Source organism: uncultured Kocuria sp. (assembly GCF_947500125.1).
Classification (GTDB): Bacteria; Actinomycetota; Actinomycetes; order Actinomycetales; family Micrococcaceae; genus Kocuria.
On sequence record NZ_CANMRA010000004.1, the window covers coordinates 148,053 to 164,725 of the forward strand.

General features: G+C 74.1%; 14 protein-coding genes and 3 tRNA genes. 13 read left to right on the forward strand and 4 right to left on the reverse strand.

Features of this window, described 5'->3' with window-relative positions; genetic code table 11:
• The first annotated feature begins 233 nt into the window (after positions 1-233).
• The 8 genes from Q0817_RS04260 to Q0817_RS04295 all read left to right on the forward strand — a co-directional run bounded on the left by Q0817_RS04260 (position 234) and on the right by Q0817_RS04295 (position 9,417).
• The gene (locus Q0817_RS04260; protein WP_298584796.1) at positions 234-1,928 is read left to right on the forward strand and encodes a nitrite/sulfite reductase; all 1,695 of its coding nucleotides are present in this window, start codon (positions 234-236) and stop codon (positions 1,926-1,928) included.
• Complete coding sequence (locus tag Q0817_RS04265; protein WP_298584798.1) at positions 1,925-2,692, forward strand: phosphoadenylyl-sulfate reductase; 768 nt, start codon at positions 1,925-1,927, stop codon at positions 2,690-2,692. The genes Q0817_RS04260 and Q0817_RS04265 overlap by 4 nt, the downstream gene beginning before the upstream one ends.
• A gap of 26 nt (positions 2,693-2,718) precedes the next feature.
• Positions 2,719-3,651 (forward strand): sulfate adenylyltransferase subunit CysD, encoded by a 933-nt coding sequence (cysD, locus tag Q0817_RS04270; protein ID WP_298584800.1) that lies wholly within the window; start codon positions 2,719-2,721, stop codon positions 3,649-3,651.
• Between the two features lie 2 nt (positions 3,652-3,653).
• The gene (locus Q0817_RS04275) at positions 3,654-5,036 is read left to right on the forward strand and encodes a sulfate adenylyltransferase subunit 1 (protein ID WP_298584802.1); all 1,383 of its coding nucleotides are present in this window, start codon (positions 3,654-3,656) and stop codon (positions 5,034-5,036) included.
• A gap of 1 nt (position 5,037) precedes the next feature.
• Positions 5,038-6,186, forward strand: a complete 1,149-nt coding sequence (locus Q0817_RS04280) for an ABC transporter substrate-binding protein (RefSeq protein ID WP_298584804.1) — start codon at positions 5,038-5,040, stop codon at positions 6,184-6,186.
• Positions 6,187-6,191: 5 nt separating this feature from the next.
• Entirely contained in the window at positions 6,192-6,947 is a 756-nt protein-coding gene (locus tag Q0817_RS04285; RefSeq protein WP_298584945.1) for an ABC transporter ATP-binding protein, read from the forward strand.
• The gene (locus Q0817_RS04290; RefSeq protein ID WP_298584806.1) at positions 6,937-7,890 is read left to right on the forward strand and encodes an ABC transporter permease; all 954 of its coding nucleotides are present in this window, start codon (positions 6,937-6,939) and stop codon (positions 7,888-7,890) included. The genes Q0817_RS04285 and Q0817_RS04290 overlap by 11 nt, the downstream gene beginning before the upstream one ends.
• A 99-nt stretch (positions 7,891-7,989) precedes the next feature.
• Positions 7,990-9,417: an FAD-dependent oxidoreductase gene (locus tag Q0817_RS04295; RefSeq protein ID WP_298584808.1), complete on the forward strand. Its 1,428-nt coding sequence runs from the start codon at positions 7,990-7,992 to the stop codon at positions 9,415-9,417.
• Between the two features lie 119 nt (positions 9,418-9,536).
• Here Q0817_RS04295 and Q0817_RS04300 read toward each other — a convergent pair whose 3' ends face one another.
• A complete protein-coding gene (locus Q0817_RS04300; protein WP_298584809.1) occupies positions 9,537-10,898 on the reverse strand; it encodes a D-arabinono-1,4-lactone oxidase in 1,362 nt (453 codons plus the stop codon).
• A 180-nt stretch (positions 10,899-11,078) separates the two neighbouring features.
• Here Q0817_RS04300 and Q0817_RS04305 point away from each other — a divergent pair, with 180 nt between their 5' ends.
• The gene (locus Q0817_RS04305) at positions 11,079-12,158 is read left to right on the forward strand and encodes a universal stress protein (protein ID WP_298584811.1); all 1,080 of its coding nucleotides are present in this window, start codon (positions 11,079-11,081) and stop codon (positions 12,156-12,158) included.
• A 10-nt stretch (positions 12,159-12,168) separates the two neighbouring features.
• Here the strand turns inward: Q0817_RS04305 and Q0817_RS04310 are convergent, their stop codons facing one another.
• The gene (locus tag Q0817_RS04310; RefSeq protein ID WP_298584814.1) at positions 12,169-12,522 is read right to left on the reverse strand and encodes a metallopeptidase family protein; all 354 of its coding nucleotides are present in this window, start codon (positions 12,520-12,522) and stop codon (positions 12,169-12,171) included.
• Positions 12,523-12,675: 153 nt separating this feature from the next.
• On the opposite strand from Q0817_RS04310, the gene Q0817_RS04315 reads away from it, so the two are divergent.
• The 4 genes from Q0817_RS04315 to Q0817_RS04330 all read left to right on the forward strand — a co-directional run bounded on the left by Q0817_RS04315 (position 12,676) and on the right by Q0817_RS04330 (position 13,604).
• A tRNA-Glu gene (locus Q0817_RS04315) sits at positions 12,676-12,748 on the forward strand.
• 79 nt (positions 12,749-12,827) lie between these two features.
• A tRNA-Asp gene (locus tag Q0817_RS04320) sits at positions 12,828-12,901 on the forward strand.
• A gap of 63 nt (positions 12,902-12,964) precedes the next feature.
• Positions 12,965-13,037 (forward strand) — tRNA-Phe (locus tag Q0817_RS04325).
• 105 nt (positions 13,038-13,142) lie between these two features.
• Complete coding sequence (locus Q0817_RS04330) at positions 13,143-13,604, forward strand: hypothetical protein (RefSeq protein ID WP_298584816.1); 462 nt, start codon at positions 13,143-13,145, stop codon at positions 13,602-13,604.
• A gap of 76 nt (positions 13,605-13,680) precedes the next feature.
• On the opposite strand, the gene Q0817_RS04335 is transcribed toward Q0817_RS04330, so the two are convergent.
• Together Q0817_RS04335 and Q0817_RS04340 are read right to left on the reverse strand one after the other, a co-directional pair.
• Positions 13,681-15,384: a glycoside hydrolase family 13 protein gene (locus tag Q0817_RS04335; RefSeq protein ID WP_298584818.1), complete on the reverse strand. Its 1,704-nt coding sequence runs from the start codon at positions 15,382-15,384 to the stop codon at positions 13,681-13,683.
• 44 nt (positions 15,385-15,428) lie between these two features.
• Complete coding sequence (locus tag Q0817_RS04340; protein WP_298584820.1) at positions 15,429-16,487, reverse strand: DMT family transporter; 1,059 nt, start codon at positions 16,485-16,487, stop codon at positions 15,429-15,431.
• Positions 16,488-16,673: the final 186 nt, after the last annotated feature.

A 16,673-nucleotide genomic window follows, 5' to 3' on the forward strand; every position in this document is an offset into this window, starting at 1 on the left:
ACGGCGCAGCACAGCACGGCACAGCACGGCACGGCACGGCACAGGACGGCTCAGGACAAGACAGGACAGCACGGACCCACCGGGCCCCGGTCCGCCCTGCCCCGGGCGGACCGGGGCCCGGTCTCCTTGCACAAGCCGCTCCCCGTGTCCACCCCTGTGTCCCGGAGCGACGGTTCATGGCGGTTTGTGACGATCGGCGTGACTGCCCCGCGGGACGCGCGAACAATCGAGGCATGACACAGACGACGCGCGCGCCCCGCGCTGCCCGGAAGCCGAAGCCCGAGGGGCAGTGGAAGGTCGACGGCCGGGACCCCCTGAACCCCAACGAGGTCTTCAAACAGGCCGACGACGGGCTCAACGTGCGCACCCGGATCGAGGAGGTCTACTCGAAGCACGGCTTCGCCTCGATCGACCCGCAGGACCTGCACGGCCGCTTCCGCTGGTGGGGCCTCTACACCCAGCGCCGGCCGGGCATCGACGGCGGGCGCACGGGCTCGCTGTCCGACGCCGAGATCGAGGACGAGTACTTCATGATGCGCGTCCGGCTCGACGGCGGGGCCCTCACCCGCGAGCAGCTGCGGGTGCTCGGGCAGATCTCCGCGGACTTCGCGCGGGACTCGGCCGACATCACGGACCGCCAGAACATCCAGTACCACTGGATCCGGGTCGAGGACGTCCCGGAGATCTGGCGCCGGCTCGAGGACGCCGGGCTGGACACGGTCGAGGCCTGCGGCGACGTGCCGCGCGTGATCCTCGGCTCCCCGCTCGCCGGGATCGCCGCGGACGAGATCATCGACCCCACCCCGGTGATCGAGCAGATCAAGTCCACCTGGATCGGCTCCCCGGAGTTCTCCAACCTGCCGCGCAAGTACAAGACCGCGATCACCGGCCACCCGTCCCTGGACGTGGTGCACGAGATCAACGACTGCGCGTTCGTGGGCGTGGTCCACCCCGAGCTCGGCCCCGGCTACGACCTGTGGGTCGGCGGCGCCCTGTCCGTGGTGCCGTTCCTCGGCAAGCGCCTGGGCGCGTTCGTGACCGAGGAGCAGGCGCCCGAGGTGTGGAAGGGCGTCACGAGCATCTTCCGTGACTACGGCTACCGGCGGCTGCGCAACCGCGCCCGCCTGAAGTTCCTGGTCCAGGACTGGGGCCCCGAGAAGTTCCGGCAGGTGCTCCAGGACGAGTACCTCGGCTACGAGCTCGCGGACGGTCCCGCACCGGAGAAGGCGGCCACGCCGGGCGACCACATCGGCGTGCACCGGCAGAAGGACGGCCGGTTCTACATCGGCGTGGCCCCGCGCGTGGGCCGGGTCTCCGGGGCGAAGCTGCTGGCCCTGGCCGACGTGATGGCGAAGTACGGCTCCGACCGGCTGCGCACCACCCCGCACCAGAAGCTCGTCGTGCTCGACATCGAGGAGGCCGACGTCGAGAACGCCGTCGCCGACCTCGACGCCCTGGACCTGCAGGCGAAGCCCTCCGCGTTCCGCCGCTCGACCGTCGCGTGCACCGGCATCGAGTATTGCAAGCTCGCGATCGTCGAGACCAAGCAGACCGCCTCGGACACCATCGACGAGCTCGAGCGACGGCTCGACGGCGTGGAGCTGCCCCACCCCATCTCGATGCACGTCAACGGCTGCCCCAACTCGTGCGCCCGCATCCAGACCGCGGACATCGGGCTCAAGGGCCAGCTGCTGCCCACCGAGGACGGCGGGCAGAAGCCCGGCTACCAGGTCCACCTGGGCGGCGGGCTCGCCGACGACGACCGGGCCGAGGCCGAGCTGGGCCGGACCGTGCGCGGGCTGAAGGTGTTCCAGGACGACCTCGCCGACTACGTCGAGCGGCTGGTCCGCCGTTTCCTGGCCCAGCGCACCGAGGACGAGAGCTTCGCCGAGTGGACCCGCAGGGTCGAGGAGAGTGACCTGGCATGACCGGCACCGACACGGGCACCCGCCCCGCGCTGCGCGACGAGCAGCGGCTGCGCGACCTCGCGGCGGCCGGCGCCGCCGCGCTGCACGCCGAGCTCGACGCCGAGGGCCGGGTCCCGGCCGAGGGCGAGGCCTCCACGGAGGAGGCGATCCGCTGGGTCGCGGAGAACTTCGACCTGCGCAACGTCACCGTGGCCTGCTCGATGGCCGACGCCGTGCTCCCGGCCCTGGTCGCCGAGCAGCTGCCCGGCGTGGACGTGCTCTTCCTCGAGACCGGCTACCACTTCCCGGAGACCCTCGGCACCCGGGACGCCGTGGCGCACATGCTCGACATCACCGTGGTCGACGCCCTGCCGGAGCTGACCGTGGCCGAGCAGGACGAGGAGCACGGCAAGGACCTCTTCGCCCGGGACCCCGGACTGTGCTGCGCGATCCGCAAGGTGGCCCCGCTGAAGAAGTCCCTGGCGGGCTACGAGGTGTGGTTCACCGGCGTGCGCCGGGACGAGTCGTGGACCCGCACCAACGCCCCGATGGTCACCTTCGACGAGACCCACAAGCTCGTGAAGGTCAACCCCATGGTGCGCTGGACCCTCGACGAGCTGGTCGAGTGGTCGCAGGACCACGGCGTGCCGACGAACCCGCTGATGGCGGAGGGCTACCTCTCCATCGGCTGCGCCCCCTGCACCCGGCCCACCGCCCCGGGCGAGGACCCGCGCGCGGGCCGCTGGGCCGGCAACGACAAGATCGAGTGCGGGATCCACCTGTGAGCGCACCTACGACGACGGAGGCGAACGTGACCACCCCGACCACCGCCCCGGCCCCTGCGGAGGCCGGCGTGCACAGCAGCCTCGACGCGCTCGAGGCCGAGTCCATCCACATCCTGCGCGAGGTCGTGGCGGAGTTCGACCGCCCGGCCATGCTGTTCTCCGGCGGCAAGGACTCGGTGGTCATGCTGCACCTGGCCGCCAAGGCCTTCTGGCCCGGACGGATCCCCTTCCCGGTGCTGCACGTGGACACCGGCCACAACTTCCGGGAGGTCCTGGACTTCCGGGACCGCACCGTGGAGCGGCTCGGCCTGCGGCTGGTCGTGGCGAGCGTGCAGGACTACCTCGACGACGGCCGGCTGCTCGAGCGCGCCGACGGCACCCGCAACCCGCTGCAGACCCTCCCGCTGCTGGACGCCATCGCGGAGCACCGGTTCGACGCCGTGTTCGGCGGCGGCCGCCGCGACGAGGACAAGGCCCGCGCGAAGGAGCGGATCCTGTCCCTGCGCGACGAGTTCGGCCAGTGGGATCCCCGCAACCAGCGCCCCGAGCTGTGGAACCTCTACAACGGCCGGCACACCCCCGGCCAGCACGTGCGGGCGTTCCCCATCAGCAACTGGACCGAGCTCGACATCTGGCGCTACATCGAGCGCGAGAACATCGAGCTGCCGCCCATCTACTACGCCCACGAGCGGGACGTGTTCCGCCGGGACGGGATGTGGATGGCGGTGGGCGAGTTCTCGGCGCCGGCCGGGGCCGAGACCGTGGAGCGGCGCACGGTGCGCTACCGCACCGTGGGGGACATGTCCTGCACCGGCGCCGTGCTCTCCGGGGCGCGGACCGTGGCCGACGTGGTGGCCGAGGTCGCCGTGTCCACGCTCACCGAGCGCGGGGCCACCCGCGCGGACGACAGGATCTCCGAGGCCGCCATGGAGGACCGCAAGAAGGACGGGTACTTCTAGACATGACTTCCCCCAGCACCGCCGCGCCGGCGACCGAGCAGGTCCCCACGATCGACCCCGGCTCGCTGTTCCGCTTCGCGACCGCCGGCTCCGTCGACGACGGCAAGTCCACCCTGGTGGGCCGGCTGCTCCACGACGCCAAGGCGATCCTCGCCGACCAGCTCGAGGCCGTGGGCCGCACCTCCGCCGAGCGCGGCTTCGGCGGCGGGACGGGCCGGCTCGACCTCGCCCTGCTCACCGACGGCCTGCGCGCCGAGCGGGAGCAGGGGATCACCATCGACGTGGCCTACCGCTACTTCGCCACGGACCGCCGCTCCTTCATCCTCGCCGACTGCCCCGGCCACGTGCAGTACACGAAGAACACCGTCACGGGCGCCTCGACGGCCGACGCGGTCGTGCTGCTCGTGGACGCCCGCCACGGCGTGGTCGAGCAGACCCGCCGGCACCTGGCCGTCGTGTCGCTGCTGCGCGTGCCCCACGTGGTGGTCGCCGTGAACAAGATCGACCTCGTCGACTACGACCAGGAGGTCTTCGACCGGGTCGCGGCGGACGCCACCGCCGTCGCCGCCCGGCTGGGGGTCGAGGACGTGCACGTGGTGCCCGTCTCCGCCCTCGAGGGTGACAACGTGGTGGAGCCCTCCGCGCGGACCCCCTGGTACTCCGGGCGCCCGCTGCTGCGCGTGCTCGAGGAGCTGCCCACGGTGGACGAGTCCGGCCGCGGCACCGCGCGCCCCTTCCGCTTCCCCGTCCAGTACGTCATCCGCCCGCAGGGCGGCACGGCGCCGGGCGCGGACGCCGAGCGGCTGCGGGACTACCGCGGCTACGCGGGCCAGATCGCCTCGGGCACCGTCTCGGTCGGGGACGAGGTCGTGGTCCTGCCCGCGGGCCGGCGCACCACGGTCACCGGCATCGACGTGGCGGGAACCGCCCCCGCCCCGGGGGCGCCCCTGCCCGGCGAGCAGCTGACGGAGGCGGCGGCGCCGCTGTCCGTGACCCTGCGGCTGGCCGACGACATCGACATCGCCCGCGGCGACCTCGTCGCGAGCGCCGACGCCGAGCTGCCAGAGCCCGTCCAGGACCTCGTCGCGTCCGTGGCGTGGCTCGGGGCGCGGCCCCTGCAGCCCCGCGCCCGCGTGCTCGTCAAGCACGGCGCCGCCACGGTGCAGGCCATGGTCCAGGAGCTCGAGGGACGGCTGGACCTCGAGGAGCTCGTGCTCCGGGACGCGGCGACCCTCGAGCTCAACGACATCGGGCGGGTCCGGCTCCGGCTGGCCTCCCCGCTGCCCGTCGACCCCTACGACCGGCTGCGGCGCACCGGCGCCTTCCTGGTCGTCGACCCGGCCACGGGCAACACGCTCGCGGCCGGGCTCGTGCGGGACGCCTGAGGTGGGCCGGCAGCAGCCGCTGGACCTCGCCACGGTGACGGCGGGCGACGGCGGGCGCCCCGCCGCGCCCCGCCGCCGCCCCGGCTGGCCGCTGGTGCTGACCGCCCTCGCGCTCCTGACCGCGCTCACGGCCGCCGCCACGTGGCTGCGCGCCGACGGCACCTTCGCGGCCTGGGAGCAGGCCGCGGTCGAGACCTCCGACGCCGGGCAGCTGCGCCTGGGCTACTTCGGCAACCTCACGCACGGGCCCGCCCTGGTGGGACTGCAGGAGGACCTCTTCGCCCAGGAGCTGGGCGGCACCGAGCTCTCCCCGCAGGTGTTCACCAGCGGTCCCACCGCCGTGGAGGCCATGAACGCCGGGACCCTGGACGCCGCGTTCGTGGGTCCCAGCCCGGCGATCAACTCCTACGCGCAGTCCGGCGGGGAGTCCCTCACGATCGTGGCGGGCGCGGCCTCCGGCGGTGCCCAGTTCGTGGTGACCGGCGACGTCGCGGGTTCCGGCGACCTCGCCGGGCGCACCCTGGCGACCCCTGAGTTCGGGGGCACCCAGGACGTGGCCCTGCGCACGTGGCTGGCCGAGCACGACTACGGCGTGGACGGCGACGGCCCCCGCGCCACCGCCATCACCCCCATGCCCAGCGGCCAGGCGCTGCAGATGCTGCGCCAGGGCCAGATCGACGGCGGCTGGCTGCCGCAGCCCTGGGCCACCCGCGCCGTCCAGGAGGAGGGCGCCCGCGTCCTCGTGGACGAGCGGGACCTGTGGGAGGACGGCCGGTTCCCGACCACGGTGCTCGTGGTCCGCCAGGACTACCTGGAGCGGCACCCGCAGACCGTGGAGCGGCTCGTGCGCGGTCTGCAGCGCTCCGTGGAGTGGCTCGAGGCCCACGAGGACGATCCGGTGGCGGTGGCGGACACGCTCAACGCCGGGCTCGTGCAGGCCGGCACCGAGGCCCTGCCGCAGACCACGGTGCTGGACGCCCTGCGGACCCTCGAGTGGACGCTCGACCCGCTCACCGGGACCTATCCCGCCCTGCTCGCCGACGGCGTCGCGGCCGGCACCACCCAGGGCGCCTCGCTGGACGGCCTCGTGGACGAGCGGTTCCTGGCGCGGGTGCGCCCGTCCGCCCCGGCCGGGGAGGAGTCACCGTGACGGCGATCCGGCTCGAGGGCCTGAGCAAGAGCTTCGGCCCCGTGGACGGCCCCGTCCTGGAGGACGTGGACCTGACGGTCGAGCGGGGCCAGTTCGTGGCGCTGCTCGGCGCCTCCGGCTGCGGCAAGTCCACGCTGCTCAACATCGTGGCCGGGCTCGAGGAGCCCACCGGCGGCTCCGTGACCGTCCCGGCCGAGGGCGCGGCCCTGATGTTCCAGGACGCCGCCCTCTTCCCGTGGCTGAGCGCGCGCCGCAACGTGGAGCTGGCCCTCGAGCTGCGCGGCATGCCGCGGGCCGAGCGCCCGGAGCGGGCCCGCGAGCTGCTCGAGCTCGTCCGGCTCGCCCAGGCCGGGGACAAGCGCCCGCACGAGCTCTCCGGCGGCATGCGCCAGCGCGTGGCCCTGGCCCGGGCGCTGGCCCAGGACCGTGAGGTGCTGCTCATGGACGAGCCGTTCTCCGCGCTGGACGCCATCACCCGGGACCTGCTGCACGAGGAGCTGCTGCGGATCTGGCGCGCCACCGGCCGCACCATCGTGTTCATCACCCACAACGTGGGCGAGGCCGTGCGCCTGGGCCAGCGGGTGCTGCTCATGTCCTCCCGCCCGGGACGGATCGTCCAGGAGTGGGACACCCGCCCCTGGAAGGACCCCGACGCCTACGGCTTCGAGGGCAACGCCCAGTCGCTCGACGACACGCTCGGGGAACTGACCCGCACGATCACCGCACGACTCCGGGAGGAGATCAGCCGCCATGCCGCCTGAGACCGCCGCACCCTCCGTCCCGGCCCCGCCGGCCGCGGCGCGCCCCGCCGTCGCGCCCCCCGCGGCCCCGGCCGGCACCCGCCCGAGCCCCGGCGCCGACGAGCTCGCGGGGCTCGACGCCCTGCAGACCGAGCGCACCCGCCGCACGCCGGGGGCCGAGGTGCTGCGCACCAAGGTGGCACCGCCCCTGGTGGCGCTGCTGTTCGCCCTGCTGCTGTGGCAGCTGCTCGTCGCCGTCCTCGGTCCCCGCCCGGACGTGGTGCCGGGCCCGCTCGACGTCGCCCGCCAGGTCGCCGTGCTGCTCTCCGACGGCACGGTGCTGGGCGCCCTGGGCACGAGCCTGTGGCGCGGGGTCAGCGGCTTCCTGATCGCCGTGGCCGTCGCCACCCCGCTGGGTCTGCTGGTGGCGCAGTGGCAGGGGCTGCGCAACGCCGTGGGCCCGCTCATCTCCGGGCTGCAGGTGCTGCCCTCCGTGGCGTGGGTGCCCGCCGCGATCATCTGGTTCGGGCTCTCCGACGCCACCGTGTACTTCGTGGTGCTCATGGGCGCGGTCCCCTCCATCGTCAACGGGATGCTCGCCGGCGTGGACCAGATCCCGCCGCAGCTGCGCCGCGCCGGGCACGTGCTCGGCGCGTCGGGCTGGACGATGGCGAGCCGGGTCGTGCTGCCCGCGGCCCTGCCCGGCTACGTGGCCGGCCTCAAGCAGGGCTGGGCGTTCTCGTGGCGCTCGCTCATGGGCGCCGAGCTCATCGCGATCGGCGGCTCCATCGGCTTCGGCCTCGGCTCCCTGCTCGCCCAGGGCCGGACCGTGTCGAACATGGCGGTGGTGATGGTCGCGGTGCTCGCGATCCTCGCCGTCGGCATCCTCGTGGAGCTGCTGTTCTTCAACCCCGTGGAACGGCGTCTGCTGCGCGGGCGGGGGCTGCTCGGCCACCGGTCGTGAGCACGCTCACCCAGGAGATTCTGCGCTTGATTCACTACCCTTGAACCCGATCTACGATGCGCGCGGTGGACGCCGTGCGCGCAATCGAAAGGACCCCACGTGGCTGACACCACCACCCGCCCCCTGCGCGTCGCCGTGATCGGCGCCGGCCCGGCCGGCATCTACGCCGCGGACATGCTGACCAAGTCCGCGCCCGTGCAGAACGGGGAGCTCGAGGTCAGCATCGACCTGTTCGACCGCTACCCGACCCCGTTCGGCCTCATCCGCTACGGCGTGGCCCCCGACCACCCCCGCATCAAGGGCATCATCACCGCGCTGCGCGCCATCCTGGGCCGCGGCGACATCCGCTTCTTCGGCAACGTGGAGTTCGGCCGCGACCTGACCCTGGCCGACTTCGGCGCCCACTACGACGCCGTGATCTTCGCGACCGGAGCCGTCTACGACGCCCCGCTGAACATCCCCGGCAACGACCTGAAGGGCGTGCACGGCGCCGCCGAGTTCGTGGCCTGGTACGACGGCCACCCGGACTTCCCGCGCACCTGGCCGCTCGAGGCCCGCGAGATCGCGGTCATCGGCAACGGCAACGTGGCCCTGGACGTCGCCCGCGTGCTCTCCAAGCACGCCGACGACATGCTCGTCACCGAGATCCCCGGCAACGTCTACCAGGGGCTCAAGGCGTCCCCGGTCACGGACGTGCACATCTTCGGCCGCCGCGGCCCCGCCCAGGTGAAGTTCACCCCCCTCGAGCTGCGCGAGCTCGCCAAGTCGCGGGACGTCGACATCGTGGTCTACGACGAGGACTTCGTCTACGACGAGGGCTCCGAGCAGGCGATCGCGGAGAACAACCAGGTCAAGGTCATGGTCAAGACGCTCGAGAAGTGGCGGGCCGACGACTCCCCGAAGACCGCCTCCCGGCGGCTGCACCTGCACTTCCTGCAGAGCCCCCGCGAGGTGCTCGGGGAGGACGGCCGGGTCACGGGTCTGCGCATGGAGCGCACGCGGCTCAACGGCGACGGCTCCGTGTCCGGCACCGGCGAGCACGTCGACTACCCGGTGCAGGCCGTCTACCACGCGGTGGGCTACCTGGGCTCCCGTCTGCCCGAGCTGCCGTTCGACGACGGCCGCGGCGTGATCCCCAACGCGGAGGGCCGGGTCCTGGCCGAGGACGGCACCGTGCTGCACGGCCTCTACGCGACCGGGTGGATCAAGCGCGGTCCGGTGGGGCTGATCGGCGCCACCAAGTCCGACGCCCTCGAGACGGTCACCCACCTCCTGGAGGACCGCTCGGTGCTCCCGGGCGCCACCCGCCCCGACCCCCGGTCCGTCAACGACGTGCTCGAGGCCCGCGGCGTCGAGTACACCACCTGGGAGGGCTGGCTGGCCCTCGACGAGTACGAGCAGGGCCTCGGCCAGTCCTCCCACGACGCCGAGGGCAACCCGCGCGAGCGGGTCAAGGTGGTCGAGCGCGAGGAGATGGTCAGCGTCTCCCGCGAGGGCGTGGCGGAGCCGGTCTCCTCGCCCGTCTGAGCCGCGCTGCGCGCGGCCGTGCCGAACCACCGTTCCGGGCCGGCCGTGCCGAGCGGCGAGGGGGCCGCGTCCTGCCGGACGCGGCCCCCTCGCCGTTCTCCCCTCCGTGAGGGGCCGGTCTACAGGCCCAGCAGCCCGCGGACGTGGTCGTTGAGGAACACCCCGTCGGGATCGACCGACGCCCGGACGTCGAGGAAGTCCTGGAACCGCGGGTACACCGAGCGCAGGTGCTCCGCGTCCTGCGTGTGCACGGTGCCCCAGTGCGGGCGGCCGCCGTGGGCCACGAAGATCTCCTCGGCCGCGGCGAAGACCTTCGGGTCGTACCTCCGCCAGTACTGCCGCAGCGCGATCCACCCGGTCTCGCGGCCGTGGGCGGGGGAGAGCCAGGCGTCCTCGGCCGCGGAGCAGCGCACGTCCACCGGGAGCGAGAACGAGTAGTCGCGGCGCTCGATGAGCGTCTGCAGCTCCCGGAAGGCCACGACGAGCTCCTCGACGGGCAGCGCGTACTCGGAGGAGACGAACCGGGTCCGGCGCGGCACGGTGAACACCCGGAAGGAGAGGTCGCTGTACTGCCGCGGGCTGTTCGTGAGGGCGTCGAGGCGGTTGATCCCCGGCGTGGACCGCGGCAGGACGGTGGCCAGCTGGTGCAGCCCCGCGGTGAGGGTGTTGCGCAGCAGGGCGTCGTCGAGCCGGCGCACGGTGCGGGCCACGGGGGAGCCGGGCCGCGTGTAGGAGTCCGGGAGCTTGTGCAGGCGCGTCAGGATCCGGGTCTGGGCGGTGGCGGTGCCCGGCGTCCAGAAGAACTCGAAGTGGTCGGCCCCGGACATCCGGCTCCCCAGGGTGTCCACGAGCTGGCCGAGGGGCTCCTTGAGCTCCGCCGCGTGCAGCCGGAACGTCGGCTCGCACACCAGGGTGACGCTCGCGAGGACCCCCACGGCGCCCAGGCCCACGCGCGCGGCCTGGAACAGCTCGGGGCGCTGCTCGGCGGAGCACTCCACCAGCTCGCCGGCGGCCGTGACCAGGCTCAGGGCGACCACCTGCTGGGACAGGGAGCCGAAGGCCAGACCGGTGCCGTGGGTGCCGGTCGAGACGGCGCCGGCGACCGTCTGCCAGTCGCTGTCCGGCAAGTTGGTCACGGCCAGGCCGTGGGCGTCCAGCTCCTGGTTCAGGTCGCGGATCGTGGTGCCCGCCAGGACCGTGACCCGGAGGGCGTCCTGGTCCACGTCCGACAGCCCGGACAGCGCGGAGAGGTCGAGCATGACGTCGGGGGCGAGGGGCAGCGCCGAGAAGCTGCACCCGGAGCCCACCGCGCGCACGCCCAGGCCGCGGCGCGCCGCGGCGGCGACGCCCTCCACGAGCTCCGGCACCGTGGCGGGGCGCAGCACGTGCCGGGGGGTGACGGAGTGCGTCCTGCCCCAGGTGGCCCACTCACTCGTCCCGGTCTCGCCGGGCAGGGCGTCGGGCAGCGAGACCTCGCTCATCGGCGGGACCGTCCTTCCTCGCAGGCAGGTGCACAGTGCGTCCTCATCCTCTCATCCCGGAGGGCCGCCGCGGTGCCCTGCGAGGCACCGGCCGTCGCCCCGCCGCGCGTACCATCGGAGGCGAAGCCCGCGGCGGGACCGGAGCGCCGCGGACCGAGGACGCGCACAGGAGGCAGCACCATGACCGACCACCCGTCCCGGGACCGGGAGCGCGAGGAGCCGCACGAGACCAGCCTGGGCGAGGAGGCGGTGCGGCGGCGCATCCCCTCGGGCGGCGGGCAGAGCCGCTCCCTCGACGCCACGGGGGAGATCGTCGTGGGCATCGACGGATCCGAGCAGAGCCTCGGGGCCCTGCGGTGGGCGGCCCGGGAGGCGCGCCGCCGCGGCCGCCCGGTGCGCCTGGTCACCGCGTACAGCCTGCCCGTGTTCTCCGGCTCGGGATTCGACACCGGCTACGCCACCGTGGACGAGGCCGCCCTCACCCAGGGCGTCGAGGAGCTGCTGAACCACGCGGCGGACCAGGTCCGGGAGGTGGGGGTCGAGCTGCGGGCGACCGTCGAGACGGGGGACCCCTCCGGCGCCCTGCTCGAGCTGAGCCGCACGGCGGAGCTGCTGGTGCTGGGCTCCCGCGGCCGGGGCGGTCTGCTGGGCCGGCTGCTCGGCACGGTCTCGACGGCCGTGCCGGCGCACGCGAAGTGCCCCACGGGCGTGGTCCCCCTCCCGTGGGCGCAGGAGCACCTGGGCGCGGAGGAGCTCACGAGCACCCGGGCCCTCGTGGACCGCGTGGTCGTCGGCTCGGACGGCTCCGCGCAGGCCCGGGCGGCCATGCTCTACGCCGCGGAGGAGGCACGCCTGCTCGGCGTGCCGCTGACGGTGCTGTGCGCGCTCCCGCCCGTGAGCGGGGCGCTCGCGTGGATGCCCACCGCGGTGGACTTCGAGGTGATGTACGACGACGTCGCGCGGGCGCTGAACGGCGGGGTCGCCTGGCTCGAGAGCTGGTTCCCGGACCTGGAGATCCGCTCCGAGCTCGCGGACGGGGCGCCGGTGCAGGTGCTGGTCGAGCAGACCCGGCGCAACGGCCTCGTGGTGGTGGGCACGCGCGGCCGGGGCGGGTTCGCCGGGATGCTCCTGGGCTCCACGTCGCAGGGCGTGCTGCACAACGCCGCCGGGCCCGTGCTGATCGTCCCGGACCGCTACGACGAGCGGATCGAGACCCGCAAGGACTTCGACTCCGACGACATCCGCCCCTGGGACGCCTGAGCGGACCGGCTCAGCCCCAGCCCAGTTCGTGCAGGCGGTCGTCGTCGATGCCGAAGTGGTGGGCGACCTCGTGGATGACGGTGACCGTGATCTCCTCCACGAGCTCCTCGCGCTCCGCGCACATGCGTTGCAGGGGTCCCCGGTAGACGAAGATCCGGTCCGGCAGGGAGCCGGCGCCCCAGCCGCCGTCCCGGGCGGTGAGGGGCACGCCCTCGTAGAGGCCGAGCAGCTCCGGGGAGTGCTCCGGCGGCTCCTCCTCGACCAGGATCACCACGTTGTCCATCGCCCGGAAGAGCGCGTCCGGGATCAGGTCGATGGCGTCGTCGACGGCGCCGTCGAACTCCTTGCGGGTCATCTCGATCACCGTCCCTTCCTACCGCACGAGCCCGTGCGCCGGCTGGGTCCCGGGGCCGGACGGGAATTGTGCGGACTCCGGGCGAGCCTCTAAGCTGTACTCGGTTTCCCCCGTGTCACGGTCCTCGGTCGCCGAGGTCGTGGCCGTCGACGCGGGTGTCCGGCCCCCATCGTCTAGTGGCCTAGGACACCGCCCTTTCACGGCGGCGACACGGGTTCGAATCCCGTTGGGGGTACGCGATCGGAGGGTCTTCCCGCCGATTTGCACAACCGCCGAGGAATGCTGGTAAGATCAATCCTCGTTGGAAACAGCAAGGCCCTGTAGCGCAGCTGGTTAGCGTGCCGCCCTGTCACGGCGGAGGTCGCGGGTTCAAGTCCCGTCAGGGTCGCTCAGACGGCGTTCATCGACACGATGCGGCGCCGTCGCGGCATATCCGCTGCGGATGTGCCGGGGCTCTGTAGCTCAGTTGGTAGAGCGTACGACTGAAAATCGTAAGGTCACCGGATCGACGCCGGTCGGAGCCACCGCGGAAACCGCCGGTCCCCTCGGGGGCCGGCGGTTTCGTCGTGCCGGGGGTCGTCCCGGCGGCTGCCAGCCGACACCGAGGTTCGCTCCCTACCCTGGGAGCCGTGAGCCGCCATCCCCGTCGCCCGAGCCCCCGCGGGGCAGCAGCGGCCGCGCTGTCCGCCCTGTGCCTGCTGGCGCTCACGGGCTGCGGCGCCGGCCAGCAGCCGCCCGGGCTCGTCCTCGAGACGGCGACGGGCTCGCCCTCACCGGTGCCGTCCGGGCCCTCCTCGGAGCCGAAGACCTGCTTCGACGTGGCGAGCGCCTACACCGCACTGACCCTCGTGCCGCTGTCCGGCGACGAGCCGGACCCCCACTTCCGACCGCAGGACGCGGCCGCCTCCGTGCGGGAGCTCGTCCCGCGGCTGCCCGCCGAGCTGCGTCCCGCGTTCGACGACGCCGTGGCCGCCCTGGACGCCGCGGGCCCCTCCGTGCAGCCCGCCGAGCTGGCCGAGCTGCAGCGGACGCTGTCCCCGGTCGGCGACTGGCTGCGCCGGGCGTGCGCGGAGCCCACCCCCTCGGACTGATGGGCCCCGTCGGGACCCGGGGCCGGGCCGCCCGGCCCCGGGGGCACCGGCACCCGGTCCCGGGCGGAGGCAGCGGCTAGGCCAGGCGCCACCAGACCGCCCGCTCGGGCCGCAGGGCGCCGTCCAGCACGGCGTCCTGCCGGCTGAGCACGAGCGGCTCTCCGGCGGGCAGGGGGACCGTGGCGCCGCCCAGGTTCGCCGCCACGAGGATCCGCTCCCCGGCGCCGGTGGTGTTCACGAAGGAGAGCAGGCCCGTCGCGGCGTCGTGGCTCGCGTGCCACGCGAAGGTGCCGCGGCCGAGTCCGAGCTCCCGGCGCACCCGCAGCGCCGTGCGGTACACCGTGTGCGTGGAGTCGGGCACCCCCACCTGCCGGTCCGCCGCGAGCTCCGCGAAGACCTCGGGCTGCGGCAGCCACGGGTCGGGCCCGAAGCCGTGCCCGGGCTCCTCCGCGGCCCAGGGCAGCGGGACTCGGCAGCCGTCGCGGCCGATCTCCTCACCCCGCGTCCGGGCGAACGCCGGGTCCTGGCGGAGCTCCGCGGGCAGGCGCGTGTGGTCGGGCAGGCCCAGCTCGTCCCCCTGGTACAGGTAGGCGGAGCCGGGCAGGGCGAGCTCCACGAGGGCGGCGGCGCGGCCGCGGGCGAGGCCCTGCTCGTGGTCCGGCTGCTCGCCGTCCGCGTCGATCCCCTTGGGGTAGGCGATGGGGTCGGCGAGACCGAAGCGGGAGACGTGCCGGACGGTGTCGTGGTTGGACAGCACCCAGGTGGTGGGCGCGCCGACTCCCGCCGCCTCCCGGAGCGAGTCCTCGATCGCCCGGGACATCCGGGCCCAGTCCCACCCGGCCACCAGGAAGTCGAAGTTGAACGCCTGGTGCATCTCGTCGGAGCGGACGTACATCGCCAGCCGGTGTGCCGGCTCGACCCACGCCTCGGCCACCATCATCCGGTCGCCCTCGTACTCGGCGAGCACCCGGTGCCAGTCGCGGTAGACCTCGTGCACGCCGTCCTGGTCGAAGTACGGGCTCGACTCCTGCATGGGGGTGTCCGGGTCGTCGTGCTCCCGCGCGTCGAACTCGCCCTCGACCATGTGCACCTGCCGGTCCCAGTCCGGCAGCCCCTCGGCCTTGACGAGGCCGTGCGCCACGTCCACGCGGAAGCCGTCCACGCCCCGGTCCAGCCAGAAGCGCAGGACGGAGCGGAACTCCTCCCACACCTCCGGGTTCTCCCAGTTGAGGTCCGGCTGGGTGCTGTCGAACAGGTGCAGGTACCACTGCCCGTCCGGCAGGCGGGTCCAGGCCTCGCCGCCGAACACGGAGCGCCAGTTGTTCGGCGGCAGCTCGCCGTGCTCGCCCCGCCCGTCCCGGAACATGTACCGGTCCCGCTCGGGGCTGCCGGGCCCGGCGGCCACCGCGGCCCGGAACCACTCGTGCTCGCTCGAGGTGTGGTTGGGCACCAGGTCCACGATCAGCCGCATCCCGAGCTCCGCCGTCCGGGCGCGCATCCGGTCGAAGTCCTCGAGGGTGCCGAAGCGGGGGTCGATGTCCCGGTAGTCGGAGACGTCGTAGCCGGCGTCGTGCTGCGGCGAGACGTAGAACGGGGACAGCCACAGGACGTCCACGCCCAGGTCCGCGAGGTAGTCGAGTCGCTCGACGACGCCGGGCAGGTCGCCCAGCCCGTCACCGTCGGAGTCGTTGAAGGAGCGGGGGTAGATCTGGTAGATCACCGCGGAGCGCCACCACGGGTCGTTCTCGGTCGTGGGGGGCTGGCTGACCTGCTGCGTCATGGGGGTTCTTCCTCGGGGACGTCCGGTGCGGGGGCGTCCCCAACCTAGTCAGTCCCCGGGCGCGGTGTCACGGCCGCCCCCTCCGCGGCCGCGCGCGCCCCGACCGGGTGCGCCGCGCCGGGCACCCCGCCGGCCGGTGCCCGAGCGGCCGGTGCCCGGGCGGCCGGGGCTCCGCCGGGCGCGCCCGGCCGGGGCACGACGACGTTGGTGGGGGCCAGCGCCAGGACGACCAGCGCGGCGGCGATGACAGCCAGCCCGGTCCAGCCGGCGGCCGTCAGCCGTTCGCCCACGACCGCGACGGCCAGGACCGCGGCGACGGCCGGCTCGGTCAGGGTGAGGGTCGTCGCCGTGCTCGGGCGCACCCGCGTGAGCCCGACGCCGAAGAGGAAGTACCCGAGGAACATCGGCACCAGGGCCATGTACGCGGCCACGGCGAACGACTGCGCCGAGGCCAGCAGGGGCGCCCCCGTGACGGCGAGGACGGGGAGCAGGAGCGCCCCGCCGGCCCCGAAGACCGCGCCCATCGAGGCCGCGCGCCCCACCCCGCGGCCCATCAGCCGGTGGACCACCCACGAGTACAGCGCGTAGGTCGCCCCGGCCACCAGGCCGAGCCCGATGCCGGCGGCGGTGTCCGTGGCCGAGGCCCCGGACCCGCCGGCCCGGGACAGGCACAGCAGGGCGCTCCCGAGGACGCCCAGGAACGCGGCCAGCATCCACCACGGGCTCAGGGGGCGGCGCTCGAGGAAGCGTTCCAGCACGCCGGAGGCCAGCGGCGCGGAGGCCAGGGAGACGACCGTGCCGACGGCGACGCCGCCCAGGTGCATCGAGCTGTAGAACGCCAGCGGATAGACGGCCACCGCCACGGCCCCGGCCGCCACGAGCCCGGCGTGGGTGCGCAGTGCCCGCCGCGAGCGGCGCAGCGCGGGCAGGGCGATCGCCGCCTGCAGCAGTCCGCCCACCCCCAGCGCGGCGGCCCCGATCGCCAGGGGGCCGGCGCCGGGGGCGAAGGTCGCCGCGGTCCCGGTGGTGCCCCACAGGACCGCGGTGACCAGGATCGCGGCGACGCCGGCGCGGTGCCCGGGGCGGCTCACGGTGGGGCTCACAGCGCGGCTCACGGTGCGGCTCACCGTGCAGCCGGCACGTCGGAGGCCACCGCGCGGAGGCGCGCGGAACGGGCGGATCGGGCCGGGCGCTGCGGGGGTGCGGCCATGGGCGGCTCCTGTCGGTCGACAGCTCAATCTACCCAGGGCCGCCGAGGGGCGCCTCCAAGTCTCCCCGCGGGGCCGGCG